Origin of the sequence: Rhizobium sp. SRDI969, assembly GCF_025152725.1 — a bacterium.
GTDB classification, from domain to species: domain Bacteria; phylum Pseudomonadota; class Alphaproteobacteria; order Rhizobiales; family Rhizobiaceae; genus Rhizobium; species Rhizobium leguminosarum_I.
Window position 1 is genome coordinate 1882156 of the sequence record NZ_CP104035.1, and the last position, 23728, is coordinate 1905883.

A 23728-nucleotide genomic window follows, 5' to 3' on the forward strand; every position below is an offset into this window, starting at 1 on the left:
AGCTCCGACCTAGGCGGCGAGCGAGATCGAACCGCAATCCGATATCGTCGCGGGATCCGGCATCGGTTTGCCGCGACGTTCCCACGTCCGGCGGCTAATGCCGAAAGCCTCCCAGGGGCGGGCTGCACTCAAAGAATGGGCGAGATAGTCGGCTCTGGAACGCGCGCCGACGGCACGGCGCTGCTTCTCTTTCCGGCTTCGGTCTCGCTGCCGCCGTATTTCCTTTTGCAATTTTTCTCGCTTCCGCTTCGGCACATCGAAGGCACCGATGGTGCGGATATTGAGGGCGCTCCGTTCTACGTAGCTTAGGTGCAGAGCATGACCGAGAGCGTCGGCCGACAACGGGGAAAAGCGCACCTTTGTCCGCTCGTAGATGACCTCCTCAATGTCGCCTTTCCCAGCCCAGGGAAGCCATCGCGCCGCCCAGCCGAGCACCACTTCGACGAACTCTTTCTTGAATTCGACCAGGGCGAGGCTGGCGATCACCTCGACATAGATCAATGCGTCGTCGGCCTCGAGCACAATGTCTCCGTGACGATGCCTGATCAGTTTTTCGATCTCGCGCATCCGGCCGCGGAAATGGTTCCAACGGCTGGCCCGCATGCGGCGCTGGACGGCCTTGTAACCCAGCAGACAGTCGCCGATCTTGATGACCGCAACATTCCGCGCCAAGCCCTCCGGCCGATCCGCTTCTGCAGCCCGCTTCTCCGATTGCGTCGCTTCATCTGTGCCAACAAGGCGATCCATCGATTTTCCTTCACGATCTGCCTCGGGAGGCCGAAACGACTAATGATAAAGGAAGGCCGCGGGGGTGATCATCTACTTTTGGCGCTGCTTACACGTCATTCTGTGGATTTTCGAAATGGCGGTTCGTCGCGGGTTGCGCCGGCCGTGTCGGTCAATTTGCCAGGGGTGTCGGGTGTGTCGCGGCGACCGGCATTGCTTTGCCGATGGCCTGTTCCACGCTTATGATGCGGTGCGTCCGCGGACTGCTCATCGGACTATACGGAACGGAGAAAGAGATGCGTAATTGGCTGGGCCTGCTTGCGGCAGGTGCTCTTGTCTTGCAACCGCTCACAGTCTCACAAGCGCAAGCAGCAAATGCGCTGGAGCGGGCGATCGCAGAAGCGCAACCTTGCAGGTCGCTCAAGGCGAAGGTCTCGAGTTTTGGGATTACCGTGCAGGTCGGCGTCGACAAGCTCGATTCCGTGAAGATCGAAAACCTCCAGGTGTCGGTGAATGGCGACGCTGCGGAGGCCAGTGCCCGAGGCACGCTGGCCTGCAAGACATCGGACGAAGCTCTCGTCAAAGGCGGGTTCTCGGCGACCGCGGAAGTCCATCTGCAGGTCGACCTTGCGACTTGCAAGACCGCCGAGAGTTCGATCGAGATCGTGCAGACTGGCGGTCGCTTCGGCGATGTTGTCAAAGGACTCCAGACCGAGATTTCCGACGCGCTGCGCCGAAGTCTCGAGAAGAACATCGCGAAGATCTGCGAGAGGTAATCGACGACTTTGACGCCGCTCAAGCCTTCCGCGGTTTGAGGCGCTCCCACTCCCTGTCGATCATCGGCGCGGAGGAGTTCGTCGTCCATCCGATCGCCGGGTAGGGAAGGCGCGGTTCAGTCGCCACATTCCATCAGCACGTCTGCATTTAGCGGAATCCGAAGAAACTCAAAATCGCGAGCACGATAACGACAGCGCCGACGAGCCAGATCAAATTGTTCATGGGAAACCGTTCTCCTGTTTGAGATCGGGCCAACTGTGGCCCGATCACATAACGGTGAAGCAGGTTAGGAGTTCCCGAACGGCCCATTGCTGTCGCGTGCCGCCCCTGGTGCAAAACCAATTTCGGTTCTAAATCTTTCAATAGCTGCACGAGCGAGCATTGCCGGGTCTGAACCCATCCGCGCATGCCGGGTTTACCGATGTATTCCGCTGATATTGATAATCCTGGTGATCCTGCCTTGCAGGCGACGTACAGGAAGACGTGATCGCGGATACGCCGATCAGCACTCCCGCTACCAACGTAAAAAATTGGTTCATCTGAACGTCTCCTCGCAAGGTTGTCATGGTGGCAATCTACCATGCCAACACGAGCCTATGCGAAAACTTCTGGGGCGCTAGACGCACGCTCAGCTGAGCCGAAACATTCGTATGATTGATCAACCAATCTCAAATCGTGATGGGTCGAACCTCAGCCGATGATCAACTTCGCTTCAGTCTAGTCTGATCGGGCTATTCTGCCGTTATGGAAGTAGTTGCGTGGCCGTTAATAGTCAGGCGAATTTGATTTTGACTTGAATAAATCGGGGTTCTTCAGTAGAATTACGCCATAAAATAGTAATATAAATGGGAGGATACTATGTCGTCAACTCGGTTTGATCCGATTCTGCTGCATCGTCAACATTTCATCGATGAGGTCACGTGCCTCGATGAAATCTTCGATGTTCTGGAGGAGTGGCCGGAGGACAAACGGGGTTTGGCATATGAAACGCTGTTGAAGGCGTGCAGAGATACCGCCAACGGGCGTTTCCCGCTGAGCGCTGCACGCGAGAATTTCCGTCGGTTCCTCAAGATGTCGGGCGTGCTGGCGAAGGTCGAGGGTGGCCCCAAATTCGAGCGGCTGATGAACGAGCATATGGGCAATGCTTAGCAAGACAGGCTTTTGACGAGGCTATCCGATAGCAGACGAGAACGCGCCGCCACTTTGCGGTGCGTTCTCGTCTCAACGTCTGCTGGCCTGAAGTGGTCGCAAACTCCAGATTCGCTCTTCGTCTTCAGCTCTTTGTTTTCACGCATGTCGCTGTCGCAAAATCGCGGCACAGTTTTGCGCCCTATGCTTTGATGATCGCCTATTTCTTCGCCACCAAGCGCGCGGCGCGGCAAGCCCTGCCAAGAGGCAGATGCCTGTTCGGGTGTTGGATCTCGACAAATCTTAGCCAAGGCCGGCGCTGGCCCAATCGCATCGGAAGACCAGCATGGGCTTCGAAAACCCCTTGAACCGTCGGCGCGCTACGTGAGCGAAGAGATCGGCGGCGCCGTATTCGCGAAAAATGTTCTCCGAGACGAGGATCTGGTCGCTGGAGGCTGCCGCACAGAGACGCGCGGCAAGTTGCACGGTCGAGCCGAAGAGGTCGTTGCTGTCCTCGACCGGTTCGCCGCAGTCCAGTCCAATGCGGATGTGGATCGGTTCGGTGTTACCGCCGTTGTAACGCTTGAATTCCCGCTGGATCGCCATTGCGCATTCGACGGCTGCTGTTGTCGCGGCGAAGGCCGCCATGATGCCGTCGCCGGTGTGTTTCACTTCGCGGCCCGAATTCTGGCCGAGGCATCGGCGCACGATGGCATCATGGGCTCTGACCATTTCGGTCGCAATCCGGTCGCCGAGGCGCGATGTCATCGCTGTCGATCCGACGATGTCGGTAAAGAGGATTGCTCGGTGGCCGGGATCGACGTCGCTGGACGACTGACCGGGTGCCGGCTCAGGATCGTGAATTCGGCCGAGAAAAGCCTCGACCGCCGACAAGGCAACCTCGACGATCTCGGCGGCGACGAAGCCGTGCGCTTCGCGATGCACACATTGCGCGGTTTCGGCATCCGGTGCATCCACGAGGCAAAAGGCGGTCCCGCGCCGCTGATCGAACCAGTAGGTCAGGAATTTGACGCCGTACTTGTCCTGGATATCGAGATCCATGCGATGCGCCCTGGCAACGTCGGCGGCTGACGTTCCTTCAAGAAAGTGCCGGTCCATGAAGATAGGCATCGCGCGCTCCTCCCAGATCCGCCGCGTGCAGGATAGATGGCATTGTACGACCCGGATGAAACTCCGTCCACCTCTGGGACAATCCATGAATGATTATAGGGGTTTTTGCTTCCGGCAATGCATATGAGTTGCTGTAATCCTTGTAGAGTATAAAAGGAAAGACTGAGTTTTAATCAGCAGGCCTGGGAGGGGAAGCCCGATATTTACCATAATCAGTCGCTTAATGACTGATCGCAGGATCCCAGTTCAGGCTCCATGTTCTCAAAAGCAGCGGCTGCAGGGGATCTGGAGGGGACGAAAGGAACGCCTACACTGCGAGCATCGCTGACCAAGATCAAATCCCGTGAAGCCACCCTTCGGCTGGTGACGCGGCCTACCAACGGCACGCAACTTGCATCGTACCCATGAGCTCCACTGAAATTGGGAAAAGCTGTAGCAAAGTGAGACAGACGGCACATTTTCGACCGGTTGGCTTGGCCTCAATGGGGATCGGCCATTATGCCGTTATTAACTCCGTGTGGGACGCCGCGCGCACGCTGCTGCGCGACTGGCCGGTAGACGACGGTGAAGAGTATTTCGAGGCCGTCAAGTCGTGCCTAGATGCGATCATCGGCGATCTCCCACCGGAACACGTGCGGGCGGCCTTCATCAGGGCAGCACAGGAGGCCGGCATCGCCGTCATAGAAGCGGCCGACTGAGTATCTGGCTCGCCTCGACCCCAGCCTCCGCCTGACCACACCCGTCCTCAAAGCCATATCATCCAAACGCTTGACTTTTCCTGCCGAAGTTCTAACGTAGAACAAAACAGGAACATTGGAGATGATCATGACGCACACGGAACAGGTGATCGCCAACGCCCTCGCGCTCGTCGAAGCGTCCCGCGCAGCCCGCGAGCGGGATCAACAGCGGCGCGCCGCCTGGCAGAGAAAGGTCGAACTCAGCCGGCCGCTGCCGCCATTGCCGCGCCCTGTGCAATTGCCGTTGGCGCTGAACTGATGCAGCCGGCAAAAGTCTTGGAACCCCATCGGCCTCGACCCGAACAAACTGGACCTGATCAAACCTGGCCCGATCAAGCCTGGCCAGATCAAGCTTGGGAAGTCGAAGCCGTGCTTGCCTGGCATGACGACAATGCCAAGGCGGCGATACGCTCGCTGCTCGATGACTGCAAACATCTCCGCCAGCAATTGGCGCTGGCGGAAAGCGTGATGAGCCGCGGGATGGCCCGCGGATGGGCGCCGCGATACGAGCGGGATGCCCTCTAAAGATCCGTGTGCCCCGTTTATAGCGCGGCACCTCTAACGCTCCTCATCCTTATACGTTGCCCATCGGGCGGAGCCTCGAAGGATCTGCCGCAACGCTTTCGAACGGACGCGTCGGCTGGCCGGCGACAGCTTTGAGCGGCGCATCGGGCGCACGGTCGCCCGCAAGCAGGCCGGCGTTCCGCTCCGGCTTTTCCAGCGCGAGGGAGGAATTGGGATAGCCGATATCGAGTTGATGCACATCACGGCCGCGCCCGCATATTGCCGCGCTTCATGGCGTCGAGAAGATTGGTCGCCAGACCGAGCACGGCGGCGGCGCTCTTCCTCATAGCTGTCGAGCAGCGCGTCAGGGGGCTGGCAGCAACCGCCGCCAGTTTCCATCCGAGATTATAGGCGTCCTGAACGCTGGTATTCAGGCCCTGTCCGCCGACCGCCGCGTGCGCGAGGCGGTCATCAGCCCGAAGGGCAAGGCAATGACCGATCGCATCGATATCGCCCGCGAGCGGATGGGCGAGGGCGAACCGCAGGCGGATTAGCCTCTGAATCACTCCGGAATGTGGCCTTTGAATTCATCGGAGCCATTGCGCCGGCGCGTCGGCGATGATCTTGTAGCGTCGTGCAATCGCAACGTTTTCCGGTGATTCCCAATGTTCGACATTCTGTGGCGCGGCCTGGTGATCGGCGCCGGCGCAACCATCCTGATGGACCTCTGGGCGATCCTGCTCACCCGGTTCGGCCAGGCGGCGCCCAACTGGGCACCTGTGGGACGCTGGTTCTGGCACCTTGGCCGCGGCAAGGTCTTTCACGAGAGCATTGCCGATGCCGAGCCCTATGCCCAAGAACTGGCGCTCGGCTGGATCAGCCACTACGCCGTCGGCATCCTCTATGGGGTGATCTTCGCCATCATCATGGGCTCGGCCTGGCTGGCCGCCCCGGCATTTCTACCCGCCTGGATCTTCGGCATTATCACCGTCGGGGCAGGGTGGTTCCTATTGCAGCCGGGCCTCGGCATCGGCTGGGCCGCTTCCAAACATCCGACCCCGAACAAGGTCCGGTGCTTCAATCTGCTGGCTCACACTGTTTTCGCGCTGGGGCTTTATGGGACGGCGTTGATCATCGGCTGAGATCAGCCAAAACCCCTCCCCAACCCCTCCCCACAAGGGGGAGGGGCTAAGATGCCGCACCCGCTTTCTAGATCTGCGACGTTTCAAGAAGAACGAGGTGGGCGCTCCGGGTTAGTCCCTCCCCCTTGTGGGGAGGGGTTGGGGAGGGGCCTTTCTTGGATACCCACGAACCGAACAGCCTCGCCTCACCGCGCCGCCCAGTTGGCGCCGCGGCGGAAGATGGTCTTCATCTGGGGAACGTCGAATTCCTTGGCCTGATGGCCGAGCGAGGAATAGAAGACCCGGCCCTTGCCGTATTTCCGCTTCCAGACGACGGGCATGACGACGCCGTCGATCCAGTAGGCATGTTCGCCGGTGAACTTCGTCGTCGCCAGAACCTCATTCGAGGGGTCGACATGCATGTAATATTGCTCTGATGTATAGGGGAAATCGGCGATACCCTCCATCAGCGGATCGTCAGCCCGGGTGATGTTGACGGTATAGTCGATGATGTTGCCGGGGTGAGCCACCCACTGGCCGCCGATGATGAACTGGTAGTCGACGGAATTGCGGAAGGCATCGCCCGCGCCGCCGTGATAGCCGGCGATGCCGACGCCGCTTTCGATCGCCGTGGCGAGGTTCTTGACCTCCTCCTTCTCGATCTTCGACATCGTCATGATCGGCACGACGAGGCTGAGATCATGGACGGAAGGGTCGGCAAGCGCCTCGGTGCCGTGTTCGAGATAGACCTTGAAACCGTCTTCCTCGAGCATGGTCTTGATGATTTCGGCGCACTCCTGCGGCTCATGCCCGCTCCAGCCGCCCCAGACGATCAGTGCTTCACGCATAGTCTTTCCTCCTGAAACTTATTTCGCCAGCCGTCCGTCGACGATGGAATCGGACAGCGGGGCAGGGCGCTCCGTCGCCGTGGTGATCGCGACCGTTCGGCCGGTCGCGGCGGCGATGTGGAACGCTTCCATGACTTCGAGCACATGCAGCGCCAGGTCGCCATTGGCGCGGTGCGGCCGGTTGGAGCGGATCGCATGCGCCATGTCGGCGACGCCGAGCGAGCGGTAGTTGCCGTCGGCATAGGGCGCGGTGACCGGTTGGTCCTCGAACGGCCCACCCTTCTTCAGATATTCCACCGGGCCGGCGAACTTGTTGGGATCGGGAACGATCAGCGTGCCTTCGGTGCCGTAGACCTCAAGCGGCACATGCTTGTGGCCGGCGACATCGAAGCTCATGGCGATCTGGACGACGGCGCCGTTGGCAAAGGCCATCATGCCGGCGACATGGGTCGGCACATGCACGGGAATGCGCTCGCCATTGCGCGGTTCGCTGGTGATCAGCCGTTCGGCGCGCGGCGTCGTCGCAAAACCCGCAACTTGCGAAACCGGTCCGAGAAGATTGACGAGATCGGTGATGTAATAGGGACCCATGTCGAGCATCGGCCCGCCGCCGACTTCGTAATAGAAGTCCGGGTTCGGATGCCAGCGCTCATGGCCCGGGCACATGAAGCTCGCCGAGCCGCCGACCGGCTGGCCGATGACGCCCTGGTCGATCAGCGCGCGGGCCGTCTGGTGGCCACCGCCGAGGAAGGTGTCGGGGGCAGCACCAATGCGCAGATTCCTCGCCTTGGCGGCATCCGCCAATTTTTTCCCTTCCGCGAAATTAATCCCGAGCGGCTTTTCCGAATAGGTATGTTTGCCGGCCTCGAGCGCCTGCAGCGCGACCGCGACATGGGCTTTCGGGATCGTCAGATTGACGATGATCTCGACCTTCGGATCGGCGAAAAGCTCTTCGATCGATCGGGCGGGAACGTTGAATTCCTTAGCCTTCGCCTCGGCCAGCTCCCGATTGAGATCGGCAACGCCGCGAATATCGAGAATGGGAAAGGATGCCATCGCCGTGAGATAGGCGCCTGAAATATTGCCGCATCCGATGATGCCGATACCGACTCTCTCCATGAATTCCTCCATTGATTGTGATTGTGGCGCCCGTCAGAGCGCCGGCCCGGTCGTGCTCCAGGGCGACTCGTAAAGCTCGTAGAGCGCCACGGCAGCCGCGCCCTGCGCCCAGAAATCATCGCTCGAATCGTCGAAGACGAGTTCGCTCACCCCCTTCAGCGACGGCGGAATGGCGAGCGCATAGGCATCGCGCAGGCTGTTCAGAAAGGGTTCGCCAAGCGCCAGGCTCGAGCCCACAAGGATGACGCGGGGCGGCGCAAACAGCGTGACGATGTTGGCGATGGTCAATCCCACCGCTTCGCCGGCGCGGATGGCGGCGCTTATCAGCCGGTCGTCATCGGCCTTGATCAGCGCCTGCGCATGGTTCATGCCGCGGCCGAGCCGGATCGCTTCGGCAAAACGCCCGTCGGCTGGTTGTTCGCCGAGGATGGCGCTTTCGCCGGCCTGGCTGAAAAGCCGGATGACGCCGTTCGGCCCCATGCCGAGCACGAGGTCGCCGAGATTGTGGCTGAGGCCGCCGGCGCCGCGAAACAGGCCGTTGCCGTGCAGCACGCCGAGCCCCAACGTTTGTTCCAGCGAAATCAATACCATATCCTCGAGATCACGCGCCTTTCCGAACCAGTGATGGCCAAGCGTGATGGCGTGCGCATCACTTTCGACGATGGTCGGCGTTGCCAGCCGCGTCGACATCTCGGCGGCGAAATCGACGTTGGTGTCGCGAAAGATCGGGCTGCTTCTGATATAGCCGGTGCGGTGCTCGATGACGCCGGGAAAGCCGAGGCAGACGCTGTCGACATCCTCGAGCGACAGCCCGGCATCGACGACGCAACGCCTGACGCCGTCCTCGACGAGATCGGCGATGACGCCGATCGGCTGCCGGTCGATGCGGATCGGCAAGGCGAGCTTCGACAGCACGTCGCCGCGGAAATTGGTGACGACGAAGACCATCCTGTTGGCGGCGATCTTGGCGCCCACCACGCGGGCGGCATCCGGATTGAGCTCCAGCGCCACGCGCGGCCTGCCGCGCACCGCCTCGTTGCGGATGTCGCCTTCATGGCGCGGCAGGATCAGCCCGTCGTCGAGCAGCGACGCGGTGATGGCGGAAACGGTGGTGGTGGAAAGCTCGGTGCGTTCGCTGATCTCGATGCGCGAGATCGGACCATGGCGCCGGATGGTATCGAGCACGTTCAAGCGATTGATCGCGCGCATCAATTCTGGATCTGCGGTCTTCATAAAAACTAGCCGGCATCGTTTGTTGGGCGGAACCCAATATTTTTAACGGGTTACGAAATAAATAGCAGGCAATCCCGTGGGCCTGTCAAGCGTATTTGGTAAAAATAGCAGCGATTGGGTTGACATCCGGGCAAAGCTCCGCTGAATTAATCCGCATAGGGGAAAAATTGTGAGGATAGACCCCTGGGAGGAAAATCAATGAATTTTATGCTGAAGAACGCCGCTTTCGGCGGCAGGCGCATTGTATCCATGGCTGCGGCAGCCGGCCTGTTGTTGGCGGGAGCGGGCGCCGCCTCGGCGACGACGGTGGTGAAATGGCTGCATCTCGAGCTCGACCCGAAAAACGTCGCGGCCTGGGAAGACATCGTCAAGAAATACGAAGCCCAGCATCCCGACGTCGACATCCAGATGCAGTTCCTCGAAAACGAGGCCTTCAAGGCCAAGCTTCCGACATTGCTCCAGTCCGACGACGTGCCGGATTTCTTTTTCAGCTGGGGCGGCGGCGTGTTGAAGCAGCAGTCCGAGACCGGCGCGCTCCAGGATGTGACGGCAGCGCTTGATGGCGATGGCGGCAAGCTGCGCAGCGCCTATACCCCGTCTTCGGTCGATGGCCTGACTTTCGACGGCAAGACCTGGGCCATTCCCTACAAGGTCGGTCTCGTCAGCTTCTTCTACAACAAGACGCTGTTTGCCAAGGCGGGCGTCAAAGCCGAAGACATCAAGACCTGGAGCGATTTTCTCGCCACGGTTCAGAAGATCAAGGCGGCCGGCATCGTGCCGATCGCCGGCGGCGGTGGTGAGAAATGGCCTATCCATTTCTACTGGAGCTATCTCGTCATGCGCGAGGGCGGCCAGAAGGTGTTCGAAGCGGCCAAGAACGGCGAGGGCGAAGGTTTCCTTGATCCGGCTATCATCAAGGCCGGCGACGACCTCACCGAACTCGGCAAGCTCGAGCCGTTCCAGCCCGGCTATCTCGGTGCGACCTGGCCGCAAACGCTCGGCGTTTTCGGCGACGGCAAGGCTGCGATGATCCTCGGCTTTGAAGCGACCGAGGCCAACCAGCGCAAGAATGCCGGCGACGGCAAGGGGCTTTCATCAGACAATATCGGCCGTTTCGTCTTCCCGACGGTCGAAGGCGGCGCCGGCAAACCGACCGATACGCTTGGCGGCCTGAACGGCTGGGCCGTCACCAAGAAGGCCTCCAAGGAAGCGCTCGATTTCCTCGCCTTCCTCACCAATGCGGAAAACGAGCGGGCAATGGCCAAGGCCGGCATGTTGCTTCCCGTTGCCGTCGGCGCCGATGACGGCGTCGTCAATCCGCTGCTGGCCGAATCGGCCAAACAGCTTGCCGGTTCGACCTGGCATCAGAACTTCTTCGACCAGGATCTCGGCGCGGCCGTCGGCCGTGTCGTCAACGACGTCTCCGTGGAAATCGTCTCCGGCCAGATGAATTCCAAGGACGGTGCCCAGATGATCCAGGACGCTTTCGAGCTGGAACAATAACCAGCGCCCGCAGAGCCTTCCCGGCGCTCTCGATCAAGTGGAGCGCCGGCATTGCTGCCGACGAACGAAAGCAGGACCCATGGCCAATATTTCAGTACCCTCGATGACATCGGCCGCAAGACCGGCAAGACGGGCCGCAAACCGGAAAAGCTCGGTCGCCCACGACCGGCTGACGGTGCTGTTCATCTTTCTGCCGCCGGCGCTGCTGCTCTTCACGCTCTTCGTCATAATGCCGATGGGCGAGGCGGCCTGGTATAGCCTCTACAAGTGGAACGGCTATGGCACGCCGACCGAGTTCATCGCGCTGCGTAATTTCCAAGTTCTGTTCCGCAATGCGGCCTTCACCCAGGCGCTGGTCAATAACGGCCTGATCATCGTGATCTCGATCTGCATCCAGGTGCCGCTCGCCATCTGGCTGGCCACCATGCTGGCGCACCGCATTCCGGGTGTCGTCGGTTACCGCCTGATCTTCTTCCTGCCCTATGTGCTGGCGGACGTTGCCGCGGGCCTCATCTGGCGCTTTGTCTATGATGGCGACTATGGCCCGTTTGCCGCCGTTTCCAACTTCTTCGGCTTCGCCAACCCTTACGTGCTCGCCGACAAGGACGTGGCGATCTATGCCGTGCTTGGCGTTATCGTCTGGAAATATTTCGGTTTCCACATGATGCTGTTCATCGCCGGCCTGCAATCCGTCGACAAGAGCGTGCTGGAGGCAGCCGAAATCGACGGCGCCACCGGCTGGCAGAAGTTCCGTTATGTCACCCTGCCGCTGCTCGGCTCGACCTTGCGTCTTTCGATCTTCTTTGCCGTCGTCGGCTCGCTGCAGCTCTTCGACATGATCATGCCGCTGACCGGCGGCGGGCCGTCCAACTCCACCCAGACGATGGTCACCTTCCTCTACACCTACGGCGTCATGCGCATGCAGGTCGGCCTCGGCAGCGCCGTCGGCGTGGTGCTCTTCATCATCTGCGTGACGCTCGCCTTCGGTTACAAAAGGATATTCATGCGCCATGACTGATATGAGCTCCTCCATCCGCATGAGCACGTCAACACGCGTCTATCTCTACGCGTCGCTGAGCCTGATTGCCGCGATCGTGCTCGTACCGCTGCTGACGACCGCACTCGGTGGCTTCAAGACGCTGGGCGACCTGCGCACCAATCCCTTCGGCCTGCCGACGGAGTGGCAATGGGCGAACTACACAGATATTCTCTTCGGTGAACGCTACTGGCTGCAGATCGGCAATTCGCTGGTGATCGCGTCGCTCACCGTCCTCCTGACGCTGATCGTCTCGTCGATGGCGGCTTTCGCCTTTGCCCATGTCCGCTTTTTCGGATCGTCCTTCCTGCTCAATTATTTCCTGCTCGGCCTGATGTTTCCGGCGGCGACCGCGATCCTGCCGCTGTTCATTCGCATCCGCGATCTCGGCCTGCTCGATACCTATTGGGGCGTGGTGCTGCCGCAGGTGGCTTTCGGTCTCGGCATGAGCATCCTGCTGTTTCGAAACTATTTCCGCAATCTTCCGGAAGAATTGTTTCAGGCGGCCTTCGTCGACGGCTGCGGTTATCTCCGCTTCTTCTGGCATATCTCGCTGCCGCTCTCCCGCCCGATCGTCGCCACCGTCAGCATCATTTCCTTCGTCGGCAGCTGGAACAGCTACATCCTGCCGCTGATCATGCTGAACTCGGAATCGAAATATCCCTGGCCGCTCGGCATCATGGTCTATCGCGGCGAGTACGGCACGGAATGGCAGCTGGTGCTGGCCTTCATCACGCTGACCATCCTTCCCACCATCATCGTCTTTTTCGTCGCCCAGAGACACATCATCGCCGGTCTGACCGCCGGCGCCGTGAAGTCCTGAGCCGAACCGTTGGAGTGCAATCATGGCATCCGTTGAACTCACCGATATCAGCAAGACCTATGGCGCCGTCGACGTTATTCACGGCATCTCGCTTCATATTGAGGATGGCGAATTCGTCGCCCTCGTCGGGCCGTCCGGTTGCGGAAAATCGACACTGCTCAGAATGATCGCCGGCCTTGAGGAGATCACCGATGGTGAGATCGCCATCGGCGGCAAGGTCGTCAACGCCATGACGCCGCGGGAACGCAACATCGCCATGGTCTTCCAATCCTACGCGCTCTATCCGCACATGACGGTGGCGGAAAACATGGGCTTCAATCTGAAGCTCGCCGGCGTTGCCAAACCGCAGATCGAAGCCCGGGTGGCCGAAGCCGCCCGCATGCTGGATCTCGGCAATCTGCTCGACCGCAAGCCGGCCCAGCTCTCCGGCGGCCAGCGCCAGCGCGTCGCCATGGGCCGTGCCGTCGTGCGCAATCCCGCCGTCTTCCTGTTCGACGAGCCGCTGTCCAACCTCGATGCCAAGCTGCGCGTACAGATGCGCTCGGAAATCAAGACGCTGCACCAGAAGGTCAGGACGACCTCGATCTATGTCACCCACGACCAGATCGAAGCGATGACGCTTGCGGACCGCATCGTCGTGCTCAATCAGGGCAGGGTGGAGCAAGAGGGAACACCGCTCGAACTCTACAGGAAACCCGCCAATCTCTTCGTCGCCGCCTTCATCGGATCGCCGGCGATGAACATGCTCGAAGGCACGGTCGACGGCGAAAATGGTGAACCCGCCGCCCGCCTCGGGGACGGTACGGCAATCCGCATCGCGCCCGACCGCAAGGTCAAGGCCGGCCAGGCCATCACCATCGGCCTGCGCCCCGAACATCTCGTTCCCGGTGTTGCCGCCGGCACGGCGCTTGCCGGCCGGACGATGCTGGTGGAACCGACAGGCGCCCAGACCCATGTCGTCTTCGACCTCGCCGGACAGCAGGTGACCGCCATCGTCGACGGCGAATACCCCGCCCGTTACGGCGCCGTCTTCGAGGCAAGCATCACCAGCGATCAGGTGCACGTCTTCGACCGCGGTACTGGTGTGGCGCTTTAGCACAAGAACCGCTAGGGCATGCGAATCCTCGGTCCAGGAGATCGTCGACACCAGTCCCTCATCCGGTTTGCTGCCACCTTTGCCGTGGGTGATCGCGACCATTTCTGGGATGAACAAATCCGATGGTGTCGCGCATACAGGTGATGCCGATAGGGCCGCCGGGGGAATCGGCCGCGTTGCTCCCTACTGGGGCCAATGAATAGGGCGGATAGCCAGCACCTACCTGCTCAAAAGACCGAAACAGCCGCCGCCGCCGGACGTTGCCAATGCCACAAGTTGCACTATTGTCTGTCCGGCACGCGAAAACCTGATGGTGGTTAATGCCGGTAGTAACTCGACATCTCATTGACCGGGGGGACGGAGCCACGGTCGAGCTTTTTCAAGCTCAAGCCGCAAGCGAAACGCCCGCAGGAGCAATCCTATTTGTCCACGGCAATCAGGGTGGCCGTCTGCTTGGAGGGATAGAGACGGTCAACAGCGGCGCGTTGCTTCGGTTCTGTTCTGGTTTGAATATTACTGCTGCGGCAGTCTCGCAGCCCGGTTTTGGGGCGTCAGATGGCCCTTCAGATTTCTGCGGTCCCAAAACCCAGCAAGCGATCATAGCTGCTCTCGCCTTCCTGCGGGACCAGCCTTCCGTCGATCCTAACCGAATTGTTCTCTGTGGAAACAGTCGTGGTGCCGTTGCATCGGCAATGGTCGCCACCCAGGTTTCTGATCTGCGAGCAGTCATTCTATCCAGCGGCGTCTACGATCTTGAAGTCGCTTATCACGAGAGTTCAGACGGTTTGCGGTGGGCTATCGAGAAAGAGGCGGGCCTATCGAGAGAGGCCTTTCTGGCTCGCTCTGCTTTGCATTGTGCGCCCGAAGTTCGGTCTGAGACGCTATTGCTGCATGGAAAGCATGACGACCGTGCTCCGGTTGCCCATGCCGAACTCTTCTCAAAAGCTCTGTCCAATGCCGGAGTCCTGGCGACGCTTCACGTCTTTGAGTGTGGACATCAAATTCCGAGGAACCACATGCAGGCAGCTCTCAGGCCCTTCCTGCAAAGGGTGTTCAATCCCGTCGTGACGTACCACTAAGGCCGCAAGACAGCTTCGGGCAGCGGGAAAGTGACGAAAACCTAAAAGAGGTAAGCCCAAACCCTGCCTCTTGAAGGAGGAGAAAAAATGAAACGCATCGAGATGGAGGTGAGCGGCGGCTGCCAGTGTGGTGCCGTGCGCTACCACGCAACCGCTATGCTTGACAATTCGCATCTCTGCCATTGCCGCATGTGCCAGAAAGCCTCGGGCAACATCTTTGCCGCGCTCGTCGCCGCGCCCGATGATGCGCTCAGCTGGACACGCGGCAAGCCAAGCATCTGGAAGAGTTCGGAGATTGTCGAGCGCGGCTTCTGCGCCAATTGCGGCACGCCATTGTTCTTCCACCACCTCGAAAACGGTCGCACCAACCTGATGATCGGTTCGCTTGACGATCCGCACGCCTTCGCGCCGCTTGCCAGTACCTGCACCGAGAACATGGTGGCATGGTTCGATACGATCACGGGCATAGAAAATACCGGTGCGACCGAAAACAACGGCGCCGACTGGGCCGCGGCGATCAAGGAGAGCAACAACCAGCACCCCGATCATGATACCGCCTCATGGGCGGTGAGGGGGCGTGATGGCTGAGTCCTGATCCGGCGGTCGCCAGTGCGGCGCTGTCCCTTGCCGCTATTTCGAAAGGCCCTCGTGCCGGAAACCAACGACAGCGGCAACAGCTTACTTTCAAGATTATGCACGCAGGGTGCCTAAAGATTTGCTCTTTAGCTATTTCGGGCCTCGACGCAGCCCGTCAGTTCCGGCCCTGTAGCGGTCGTCCATCCGAGCCGAGCCGATGTCCGTTGTTGGTGCGAACGGGACAGCCGCCGGGCCATCCCGGCGGCCGATTGCCGCGATATATTATTCCGCCGCGACCCGTGTGACGCCGTTGGCCTGGATGATCTTTTCCAGCAGCGCCAGTTCTTCCTGGGTAAGATCCGTCAAAGGCGGGCGCACGGGGCCGGGATTCTGCCCGAGGACGCGAAGGCCGGCCTTGATGATCGAGACGGCATATCCCTTCTTGCGGTTGCGCAAGGCGACGAAGGGGAAGAAGAAGCCTTTGAGGATCTCATCGACGGTTGCCTGATCGCCGGTGCGTAGGGCACCGTAAAAGCGCTGGGCAAGCGCGGGCACGAAGTTGAACACGGCCGATGAATAGGTCGTCACGCCGGCGGCAAAATAGGCCTGGGCATAAACCTCATGGGTCGGCATGCCGCCGACATAGACGAGACGATCGCCAAGCAGGGTGGTGATCTCGATCACCTTGTCGACATCGCCGACGCCGTCCTTGAAGCCGATCAGGTTCGGGCATTCCTCCGCCAGGCGCGCGATGCTGTCGGCGGTCAGGACGGCGTTGTCGCGGTTATAGACGATGACGCCGATGCCGACCGATTGGCAGACCGCCTTGACGTGGGCGATGAGACCCGCCTGCTCGGCAAACATCAGATAGGGCGGCAGCAGCAGCAGCCCGTCCGCGCCGGCCTTCTCGGCCGCGACTGCGATCTCGATGGCGAGCGAGGTGCCGTAGCCGGTTCCCGAAATGATCGGCGTCTTGCCCGCCGACGCCTTGGCCGCCCGGATCACCTGCGGAATCTCGGCAGGATTAAGCGAGAAGAATTCACCGGTGCCGCCGGCGGCAAACAGTGCAGCAGCGTCATAACCGGAAAGCCACTTGACATGACGGCAGTACTTCGCTTCGTCAAATTTCAGTTGGTCGTCGAAATGCGTAACGGGGAACGACAGGAGACCACTACCGACGGCCTTCTTCAATTCAATCGGGTTCATCATGAAGTCCTATTCTTGACGTGTTGAAAACCGGCTCACTCGCTGTCGAGCACTTGCAGAAGTGCGGCGATATAGCCGTAGCAGAAGGCAAATGCGGTGGCGGTTGGATCCTTGCCGCTGACGGTCGGCACATGGTCGGGCATCAGCATGTATTTGAAGCCCACCTCCTTGTAGATCCTGGCGGAGCGGACCATGTCCATGTCGCCTTCTTCAGGGAAGGTCTCCATGAAGGACAGCTTGCCGCCGCGAATATTGCGGAAGTGAACATTGAAGATCTTGCCGCGCTGGCCGAACCAGCGGATGACATCGTCGATTTCCTTGCCGGGATTTTCCAGCATCTCGCCGATCGAACCCTGGCAGAAATTGAGGCCGTGATACGGGTTTTCACGCATCAGCACGAATTTCTTCAGACCTTCCACCGTACCCAGCACCCGCGTGACGCCGCGATAACCCGGCGGCGTATAAGGATCGTGCGGATGGCAGGCGAGCCGGACGCGGTTGCTTGCAGCGACAGGAACGACGCGTTCCAGGAAATAGTCGATCCGCTCCCAGTTTTCGTCCTCGGAAAGCACGCCGGCAAGGCCGGGCTCGGCCTGCTGATCCGTCTTGTCCCAGCGGAAGCTGGCATTCAGCGATCCGCCGCGTCCCGGTTCATCCGGCGTGCGGGGAATGCCGATCAGGTTGAGATTGTACTTCACCGCAGGAATGCCGGCGGCTGCGACATTCTCGATCAGCTTGCAGACGGCGTCGATCTGTCTGTCGCGCTCGGGGCCGGCAAGCAGGATATCGGGATAGGAAGCCTTCTCGATTGGCTGCGAGGGCAGCGGCAACTGGATCATGTCGAGAATCAGGCCGAAGCTTTCGACCTTGTCGCGATGCTGTTCGAGATCGGAGAGCGTCCAACTGCTCGGCTTTCCCGGCGGGTCGGCGTTGATATGCTTCACACCCAGTTGCGCGAAGATACGATAGTCGTCGTCATCCCGCGCTGCGACCTGTGTTCCCAGATACATTTGAGTCTCTTTCGAAATTATCCAACGTCATATGACATAATATGAATTTTGAAGGGTGTCGAGCCCTATTGCTGCTCCGCGAGCATGCGGTAGCGGCGCTGGCTGGCCAGCATATGGGCGCGCATCGCCTGGCGGGCGCGTTCGGGATCCTGATCGGCGATTGCCGAGAGGATTTCGACATGTTCGGCATAAACCTTCTGAAGATAGTCGCGGTCATTGGCTTCCGGCAGCGTCGGAAATTGGCCGCGGGGGATAGCTCTGGGGCCGAAATGGCGTAGGACATCGACATAGAATCGGTTGTTCGTAGCGGCGGCAATCGCCATGTGGAAGGCGTAATCCGCTTCCACCGTTTGCTGTCCGGTTTCGATCAGGTTCGCCATTCTGCGGTTGGCGTCGCGGATTGTCGCCTCTTGCTCGGCGGTGCGGCGATAGGCGGCGATCGCCGCCGCTTCACCCTCGGCGGCCATGCGAAACTCCAGCAATTCCAGGGTTTCCGGAATGCTTTTGATTTCCACCGGCGTCAGCGACAGGACCGAATGCGCCTTCGGATCCGCGACAAAGACGCCTTTGCCCTGGATCGGCTTGACGAAGCCTGCCGATCTCAGATCGGCAATGGCCTCGCGCACCACGGTGCGGCTGACGCCGAATGTCGCTTCAAGCTGCGGCTCGGTCGGCAGCTGGTCGCCGACGCGCAGCTTTCCCGTCTCGATTTGCGCCCGCAGCTGATCGATAACCTGTTGCGCCAGTCTTTGCCGGCCACGGCTGAGTGTCGTCATTTCGGCTCCCCCAAATCCCCTCGGACCAAGTCTCTGCCGCCCGGGTCTTGTCAATCTTATCGGACTTCGTTAAATCATAATACGACATACGGGCGACATAATATGTTTCCTATAGTAATCCAGGGAGGAGTGACAATGAAGCATTTTTCTAAGAGCTTGTTCGTCGGTGCCGTCATCGGCGCCCTGACGATCGCTGCACCGCAAATGCAGGCCGCCACGCCGCAGGACCAGCTGGTGGTCGGCACTTCGCTGGCGCAGGTTCTGTCGCTCGATCCGCAGCAGGCGACCGAAGGCAAGGCGGTCGAGATCATGTCGAATCTGTACGATCGGCTGGTCGCCAGCACGGCTGATGGCAAGATCCTTCCGCAGCTGGCGGAAAGCTGGAAGATCGACGACAAGGGCATCACCTTTACGCTGCGCAAGGCCAATTTCGCCTCCGGCAACCCGGTCACCTCGACGGATGTCGTCTACTCGCTGGCGCGGCTCCTGAAGATGGACCAGGCCGCCGCCGCCAACCTCAAGCGCGTCGGCTACGACAAGGACAATGTCGAAAAGCTCGTCAAGGCCGTCGACGATCAGACGGTGCGGATCGATCTCTCCGACCAGGTGACGGCAGAGCTTCTGCTCTACCGGCTGACAACGACGACCACCAGCGTGGTCGACAGCGTCGAGGTCGAGAGCCACGCCGTCGACAACGACTACGGAAACGCCTGGATGCGAACGCATTCTGCCGGCTCCGGTCCGTTCACCCTCAATCGCTGGTCTCCGAACGAACTGGTGATCCTCGACGCCAACAAGGATTATGTGACCGGCGCGCCAAAAATGCGTCGCGTCATCGTCCGGCATGTGCCCGAAAGCCAGGTCGAGCGGCTGATGCTCGAGCGCGGCGATATCGATATTGCCAGCGCCTTGACCGCATCGGATCTCGCGACCTTCCAGAGCAAGAAGGGATTTGCCATCCAGCGTATTCCGACGGGCGGCTTCTACGTGCTGTCGATGAATGCCGGCAACAAATACCTCGCCAATCCGAAGGTTCGCGAAGCCATCGCCTACGGCATCGACTACAAGGGCATCGAAAAGACCATCATGGGCCCTTACGGCCGGGCGAGAAACGTTCCCGTTCCGGAGAATTTCGACTACGCCATCCCCAACCCCGATTGGCATCTCGATGTCGAAAAGTCCAAGCAGCTGCTGAGCGAGGCAGGCTTCAAGGACGGCTTTTCGCTGACGCTGAAGACCATCGCGCAAACGCCGCGCATCGATCTGGCTACCGCCATCCAGGCATCGCTGGCCCAGATCGGCATCAAGGTCGACATCCAGCAGGGCAACGGTTCGGAAATCATCGCCGCCCATCGCGCCAGGGATTTCGATCTGCTGATTCCGCAGACCAGCGCCTACATGCCGAACGTGCTCGGCTCGATGGAGCAGTTTTCCTCCAATCCCGACAACTCGAAGGAAGCCAACAATGCCGGCAATTTTGTCTGGCGCTCGGCCTGGGACATCCCGGAACTCACGGCCCTGACGGCCAAAGCATCGATGGAGCCGGACGCCAAGAAGCGTGGCGAACTCTATGTTCAGATGCAGAAGATGTTCGTCGAACAGAAGCCCGCGGTGCTTCCGCTCTTCGAGCGCTTTGAGCCGATCGTCCTCAACGGCAAGGTCGAGGGATATGTGGGGCATCCGTCTCAGCTGACGCGTCTCGAGAACGTGACCAAGGTCGAAACCCAGTAATACTCCCAGGACAGCCGATCATGAAGGAACTCTCCGTAGCCGAATTTGGCCGACGCCTGGCGCATTTGCTGGTCAGCCTGTTCATCCTCTTATGTGTGACCTTCGTGATCGGCCGCGTCTTGCCCACCGATCCGGTCGGCGCAATCGTCGGCGAGCTCGCCGATCCCGCTGCCTATGCGGCGATGCGGGCGCGCCTGGGGCTCGATCTGCCGATCTACCAGCAGTTTTTCCTCTACTTGAACGGCTTGGCGCATGGCGATTTCGGCACGGCCGTCCTCACCGGCAATCCCGTCTCTTCGGACCTTGCCCAGGCGTTTCCGGCAACATTCGAACTGGCGACGTTGGCGGTGATCATTTCGACCTTCGTCGGTGTCCCGCTCGGGCTGGTCGCAGCACTCTTTCGCGACAGCTTCATCGACAAGACGGCCCGCGTTGTCGCGCTCGTCGGTCATTCGATCCCGGTTTTCTGGTTCGGCATCGTCGGGCTCGTCATCTTCTACGCCGGCCTCAATTGGGTCGGTGGGCCGGGTAGGATCGATGTCTTTTACGAAGGCCTCGTCATGCCGCAAACCGGGCTGTTGTTGATCGACAGCCTGCTGCAGGGCGAGACGGAAATCTTCTGGAATGCGCTCGGCCATATCATTCTGCCAGCCGTCATCCTTGCCTATGCGGCGATGGCCTACATCACCCGCATGACGCGCAGCTTCACCCTGGAGCAGTTGAGCCAGGATTATGTCATCGCGGCCCGAGCCAAGGGTGTGAGCCCGCTCGGCACGATCTGGCGCCATGTGCTACCGAACATTGCGGTGCAGCTGATCACCATTCTCGCCATTTCCTATGGCGGTCTGCTCGAAGGCGCTGTCGTGACCGAGATCGTTTTCTCCTGGCCGGGCATTGGCCAGTACATGACCAATGCGCTGATGATCGGCGATATGAACGCCATCGTCGCCGGCACCATCATTGTGGGATTTATCTTCATGTTGTTGAACTTCCTGGCCGACGTCGCTTACGCCGTCTTTGATCCGCGCATGCGGGAGGCGGTGCGATGAGCGACGTTATCCGCAGCGAAATTCAGATCCGCCCTCCAAGTGTGTCGACCCGTATCGCGGCGTCGTTTGCGCGCGCCGGCCGCAAATTGGCGGCCGAGCCGCTTGGTCTTGGAGGGTTTGTCATCCTCGGTCTGCTTTGCTTGATCGCGATCTTCGCGCCGCTGCTGGCGCCTTACGATCCGGCGATACAGGCGCTTGGCGATGCGTTGCAGCCGCCGAGCCTCGCGCACTTGGCAGGCACGGACGAATTCGGCCGCGACATCTTGAGCCGGCTCATCTTCGGCACGCGCATCACCATCCAGACCGTGCTGTCGATCTCGTTGATCGTTGGGCCGATCGGCCTGTTGATCGGCGTTGTCGCCGGCTTCTTCGGCGGGCGCACCGATGCGCTGCTGATGCGCGCCACCGATATCGTCCTGTCGTTCCCGTCACTGATCCTGGCTCTGGCTTTTGCTGCGGCACTCGGTGCGGGCTTGACCACCGCAATCATCGCGATCTCGCTGACCGCATGGCCGCCGATTGCCAGACTCGCGCGCGCCGAGGCGCTTGTCGTCAGAAACGCCGATTATGTGGTCGCCGCCCGCCTTTATGGCGCCTCGCCGATGCGCATTCTTCTCCTCTATATCGCCCCGATGTGCGTCCCGTCCGTCATCGTTCGCCTGACGCTCAACATGGCGGGTATCATTCTGACGGCCGCTTCGCTTGGCTTTCTCGGGCTTGGCGCCCAGCCGCCGGCGCCGGAATGGGGCGCGATGATCTCCAGCGGCCGCAAGTTCATGCTCGATTATTGGTGGGTTGCCGTGATGCCGGGTATCGCCATCCTCCTCACCAGCCTTGCCTTCAACATCGCCGGAGATGCTCTGCGCGACATTCTGGATCCTCGCCATGCAAGATCGTGATCTGCAGCCCGTTCTTTCCGTCGAAGGTTTGAGCGTCCGTTTCGGCCGAGGCGCCGTGCCCGCCGTCTCCAATGTCAGTTTCGACGTCGGGCGCGAACGTGTCGGGATTGTCGGAGAATCCGGTTCCGGCAAATCGACGACCGGTCGCGCCATCATGCGCCTTCTGCCGCCGGCTGCAGTGGTCTCGGCCGAGCGTCTGGATCTCGCCGGCAGTTCGTTGCTTGCAAAGAGCGAGCGTCAGATGGGAGCGCTTCGCGGCAAGGACATCGCGCTGATCATGCAGGATCCGCGCTATTCGCTGAATCCGGTGCTCTCGATCGGTAAGCAGATCGCCGAAGCCGCCCGCCTTCACCTCGGTCTTCACAAGAAACAGGCGCATGAGGCTGCCCGCGCCATGCTGGAGCGCGTGCGCATCAGCGATCCGGATCGGGTCATGGCGCTTTATCCGCATCAGATCTCGGGCGGCATGGGCCAGCGCGTGATGATCGCCATGATGCTGCTGGCGCGGCCGAAGCTTGTCATCGCCGACGAGCCGACCTCGGCGCTTGATGTCAGCGTCCGCAAGGACGTGCTGCTGTTGCTCGATGAACTGGTCCGCGAGAACAATTCCGGGCTGCTGTTGATCAGCCATGACATACGCATGGTGGCAGCCTTTTGCGAGCGCATCATCGTCATGTATGCCGGCCGGATCGTGGAAACGCTGACCAGTCTCGAGGACGCCAGTCATCCCTATACCCGTGGGTTGATCGCTGCGCTGCCCGACCCAAGGAATCCGGCTCGCCGGCTCGCGGTCCTCGACAGGACGAAACTCGATCTGGAGATGGCGCAATGATCAATGTGCGTGACCTCGATGTCGTCTTTGCCTCCGGCAAATCAAGCAACCATGTCGTCAGGGGCATCACTTTTCAGGTTGGCCAGGGGGAGACCCTTGGCATTGTCGGTGAATCCGGATGCGGCAAATCGACGGTGCTGCGTTGCCTTGCCGGCATGGAGGCCGGTTGGACCGGTCACATCGAGCTTGGCGGCAAACCGATCGGCAAGAAGCGCTCCCGCGAGGAGCTGAAATTCGCGCAGATGGTGTTTCAGGACCCTTACGGATCCCTGCATCCGCGCCATCGTATCGGCACCGCCCTGGCGGAACCGCTGCGCGCCATGGGCCATTCCGAGATCTGGTCCAAGGTCGAAAAGGCATTGATCCAGGTCGGTTTGCCGGCGAGCTTCGCAAACCGTTTTCCGCACGAGCTTTCCGGCGGTCAGCGGCAAAGGGTGGCAATCGCCCGGGCTCTCATCCTGTCGCCGCCCATCCTGTTGCTCGACGAGCCGACCTCGGCGCTCGATGTCTCGGTCCAGGCCGAAATCCTCAACCTGCTGGCCGATCAACGCGAGGAAAAGGGCCTGACCTATCTGCTTGTCAGCCACGACCTCGCAGTCATCGCCCATATGTGCGACCGGGTGCTGATCATGAAGAACGGTTGCTTTGTGGATGAGCTCACTAAAGCGGATCTGCAGGCCGGCACCACGCATGATGCCTATGCGCGCGAACTGTTCGAAGCGAGCTTTATCGAGGCTTGATATCCTCGATCGCGGTGGCGTGGAATTGCCCGGTTTGCGCTAATGGTT

General features: G+C 60.4%; 25 protein-coding genes and 2 pseudogenes. 18 read left to right on the plus strand and 9 right to left on the minus strand.

Annotated features, from left to right (window positions below):
* Positions 1 to 9 precede the first annotated feature (9 nt).
* Positions 10 to 747: a hypothetical protein gene (locus N2A41_RS09505; RefSeq protein ID WP_017964212.1), complete on the minus strand. Its 738-nt coding sequence runs from the start codon at positions 745 to 747 to the stop codon at positions 10 to 12.
* Positions 748 to 1022: 275 nt separating this feature from the next.
* Here N2A41_RS09505 and N2A41_RS09510 point away from each other — a divergent pair, with 275 nt between their 5' ends.
* Together N2A41_RS09510 and N2A41_RS09515 are read left to right on the plus strand one after the other, a co-directional pair.
* The gene (locus N2A41_RS09510; RefSeq protein WP_026154139.1) at positions 1023 to 1502 is read left to right on the plus strand and encodes a hypothetical protein; all 480 of its coding nucleotides are present in this window, start codon (positions 1023 to 1025) and stop codon (positions 1500 to 1502) included.
* Between the two features lie 859 nt (positions 1503 to 2361).
* Positions 2362 to 2652, plus strand: a complete 291-nt coding sequence (locus N2A41_RS09515) for a DUF982 domain-containing protein (RefSeq protein WP_017964215.1) — start codon at positions 2362 to 2364, stop codon at positions 2650 to 2652.
* Between the two features lie 282 nt (positions 2653 to 2934).
* Here N2A41_RS09515 and N2A41_RS09520 read toward each other — a convergent pair whose 3' ends face one another.
* Positions 2935 to 3762 (minus strand): nickel-binding protein, encoded by an 828-nt coding sequence (locus N2A41_RS09520; protein WP_017964217.1) that lies wholly within the window; start codon positions 3760 to 3762, stop codon positions 2935 to 2937.
* 440 nt (positions 3763 to 4202) lie between these two features.
* Here N2A41_RS09520 and N2A41_RS09525 point away from each other — a divergent pair, with 440 nt between their 5' ends.
* The 3 genes from N2A41_RS09525 to N2A41_RS09535 all read left to right on the plus strand — a co-directional run bounded on the left by N2A41_RS09525 (position 4203) and on the right by N2A41_RS09535 (position 5024).
* Positions 4203 to 4460 carry a DUF982 domain-containing protein gene (locus tag N2A41_RS09525; protein ID WP_017964218.1) on the plus strand — a complete coding sequence of 86 codons (258 nt, stop codon included), beginning with the start codon at positions 4203 to 4205 and terminating at the stop codon, positions 4458 to 4460.
* A 127-nt stretch (positions 4461 to 4587) separates the two neighbouring features.
* A complete protein-coding gene (locus N2A41_RS09530; RefSeq protein ID WP_162039352.1) occupies positions 4588 to 4758 on the plus strand; it encodes a hypothetical protein in 171 nt (56 codons plus the stop codon).
* Complete coding sequence (locus N2A41_RS09535; RefSeq protein WP_017964219.1) at positions 4758 to 5024, plus strand: hypothetical protein; 267 nt, start codon at positions 4758 to 4760, stop codon at positions 5022 to 5024. The genes N2A41_RS09530 and N2A41_RS09535 overlap by 1 nt, the downstream gene beginning before the upstream one ends.
* A 97-nt stretch (positions 5025 to 5121) precedes the next feature.
* Here N2A41_RS09535 and N2A41_RS09540 read toward each other — a convergent pair.
* A pseudogene (locus N2A41_RS09540) lies at positions 5122 to 5455 on the minus strand (FAD-dependent monooxygenase); the annotation flags it as partial.
* Here N2A41_RS09540 and N2A41_RS09545 point away from each other — a divergent pair.
* Together N2A41_RS09545 and N2A41_RS09550 are read left to right on the plus strand one after the other, a co-directional pair.
* Positions 5444 to 5533, plus strand: a pseudogene (locus tag N2A41_RS09545) (MarR family transcriptional regulator); the annotation flags it as partial. The pseudogenes N2A41_RS09540 and N2A41_RS09545 sit on opposite strands and share 12 nt — an antisense overlap.
* A gap of 135 nt (positions 5534 to 5668) precedes the next feature.
* Complete coding sequence (locus tag N2A41_RS09550; protein ID WP_222383912.1) at positions 5669 to 6145, plus strand: DUF2938 domain-containing protein; 477 nt, start codon at positions 5669 to 5671, stop codon at positions 6143 to 6145.
* A gap of 185 nt (positions 6146 to 6330) precedes the next feature.
* On the opposite strand, the gene N2A41_RS09555 is transcribed toward N2A41_RS09550, so the two are convergent.
* From N2A41_RS09555 to N2A41_RS09565, 3 genes are read right to left on the minus strand one after another with little or no spacing between them, the layout of a single operon-like run.
* Positions 6331 to 6972 carry a ThuA domain-containing protein gene (locus N2A41_RS09555; protein ID WP_260110796.1) on the minus strand — a complete coding sequence of 214 codons (642 nt, stop codon included), beginning with the start codon at positions 6970 to 6972 and terminating at the stop codon, positions 6331 to 6333.
* Positions 6973 to 6990: 18 nt separating this feature from the next.
* A complete protein-coding gene (locus N2A41_RS09560; RefSeq protein ID WP_222383913.1) occupies positions 6991 to 8091 on the minus strand; it encodes a Gfo/Idh/MocA family protein in 1101 nt (366 codons plus the stop codon).
* 33 nt (positions 8092 to 8124) lie between these two features.
* Positions 8125 to 9324 carry an ROK family transcriptional regulator gene (locus N2A41_RS09565; RefSeq protein ID WP_017964225.1) on the minus strand — a complete coding sequence of 400 codons (1200 nt, stop codon included), beginning with the start codon at positions 9322 to 9324 and terminating at the stop codon, positions 8125 to 8127.
* Positions 9325 to 9522: 198 nt separating this feature from the next.
* On the opposite strand from N2A41_RS09565, the gene N2A41_RS09570 reads away from it, so the two are divergent.
* From N2A41_RS09570 to N2A41_RS09595, 6 genes are all read left to right on the plus strand, one after another.
* A complete protein-coding gene (locus N2A41_RS09570; RefSeq protein ID WP_017964226.1) occupies positions 9523 to 10827 on the plus strand; it encodes an extracellular solute-binding protein in 1305 nt (434 codons plus the stop codon).
* 79 nt (positions 10828 to 10906) lie between these two features.
* On the plus strand, positions 10907 to 11845 hold the full coding sequence (locus tag N2A41_RS09575; RefSeq protein WP_260110797.1) for a carbohydrate ABC transporter permease: 939 nt from the start codon (positions 10907 to 10909) through the stop codon (positions 11843 to 11845).
* On the plus strand, positions 11838 to 12686 hold the full coding sequence (locus N2A41_RS09580; RefSeq protein WP_018241950.1) for a carbohydrate ABC transporter permease: 849 nt from the start codon (positions 11838 to 11840) through the stop codon (positions 12684 to 12686). The genes N2A41_RS09575 and N2A41_RS09580 overlap by 8 nt, the downstream gene beginning before the upstream one ends.
* 22 nt (positions 12687 to 12708) lie before the next feature.
* Positions 12709 to 13782 (plus strand): ABC transporter ATP-binding protein, encoded by a 1074-nt coding sequence (locus N2A41_RS09585; RefSeq protein WP_222383914.1) that lies wholly within the window; start codon positions 12709 to 12711, stop codon positions 13780 to 13782.
* 320 nt (positions 13783 to 14102) lie between these two features.
* A complete protein-coding gene (locus tag N2A41_RS09590) occupies positions 14103 to 14861 on the plus strand; it encodes an alpha/beta hydrolase family protein (RefSeq protein WP_222383915.1) in 759 nt (252 codons plus the stop codon).
* An 87-nt stretch (positions 14862 to 14948) separates the two neighbouring features.
* Positions 14949 to 15449, plus strand: a complete 501-nt coding sequence (locus N2A41_RS09595) for a GFA family protein (protein WP_130688225.1) — start codon at positions 14949 to 14951, stop codon at positions 15447 to 15449.
* Between the two features lie 270 nt (positions 15450 to 15719).
* On the opposite strand, the gene kdgD is transcribed toward N2A41_RS09595, so the two are convergent.
* From kdgD to N2A41_RS09610, 3 genes are all read right to left on the minus strand, one after another.
* Complete coding sequence (gene kdgD, locus N2A41_RS09600) at positions 15720 to 16646, minus strand: 5-dehydro-4-deoxyglucarate dehydratase (protein WP_260110798.1); 927 nt, start codon at positions 16644 to 16646, stop codon at positions 15720 to 15722.
* A gap of 32 nt (positions 16647 to 16678) precedes the next feature.
* Positions 16679 to 17653 (minus strand): mannonate dehydratase, encoded by a 975-nt coding sequence (locus tag N2A41_RS09605; protein WP_260110799.1) that lies wholly within the window; start codon positions 17651 to 17653, stop codon positions 16679 to 16681.
* Positions 17654 to 17718: 65 nt separating this feature from the next.
* The gene (locus N2A41_RS09610; protein ID WP_260110800.1) at positions 17719 to 18429 is read right to left on the minus strand and encodes a FadR/GntR family transcriptional regulator; all 711 of its coding nucleotides are present in this window, start codon (positions 18427 to 18429) and stop codon (positions 17719 to 17721) included.
* 135 nt (positions 18430 to 18564) lie between these two features.
* On the opposite strand from N2A41_RS09610, the gene N2A41_RS09615 reads away from it, so the two are divergent.
* Genes N2A41_RS09615 through N2A41_RS09635 form a run of 5 tightly spaced genes read left to right on the plus strand, consistent with a single transcriptional unit; the run spans position 18565 to position 23680 of the window.
* Positions 18565 to 20160, plus strand: coding sequence for an ABC transporter substrate-binding protein (locus N2A41_RS09615; protein ID WP_260110801.1), 1596 nt, complete (start codon positions 18565 to 18567; stop codon positions 20158 to 20160).
* 20 nt (positions 20161 to 20180) lie between these two features.
* Positions 20181 to 21209, plus strand: a complete 1029-nt coding sequence (locus N2A41_RS09620) for an ABC transporter permease (protein ID WP_260110802.1) — start codon at positions 20181 to 20183, stop codon at positions 21207 to 21209.
* Complete coding sequence (locus tag N2A41_RS09625) at positions 21206 to 22108, plus strand: ABC transporter permease (protein ID WP_170258059.1); 903 nt, start codon at positions 21206 to 21208, stop codon at positions 22106 to 22108. The genes N2A41_RS09620 and N2A41_RS09625 overlap by 4 nt, the downstream gene beginning before the upstream one ends.
* A complete protein-coding gene (locus N2A41_RS09630) occupies positions 22095 to 22940 on the plus strand; it encodes an ABC transporter ATP-binding protein (protein ID WP_260110803.1) in 846 nt (281 codons plus the stop codon). The genes N2A41_RS09625 and N2A41_RS09630 overlap by 14 nt, the downstream gene beginning before the upstream one ends.
* The gene (locus tag N2A41_RS09635) at positions 22937 to 23680 is read left to right on the plus strand and encodes an ABC transporter ATP-binding protein (RefSeq protein ID WP_017964236.1); all 744 of its coding nucleotides are present in this window, start codon (positions 22937 to 22939) and stop codon (positions 23678 to 23680) included. The genes N2A41_RS09630 and N2A41_RS09635 overlap by 4 nt, the downstream gene beginning before the upstream one ends.
* The last annotated feature ends 48 nt before the right edge of the window (positions 23681 to 23728 follow it).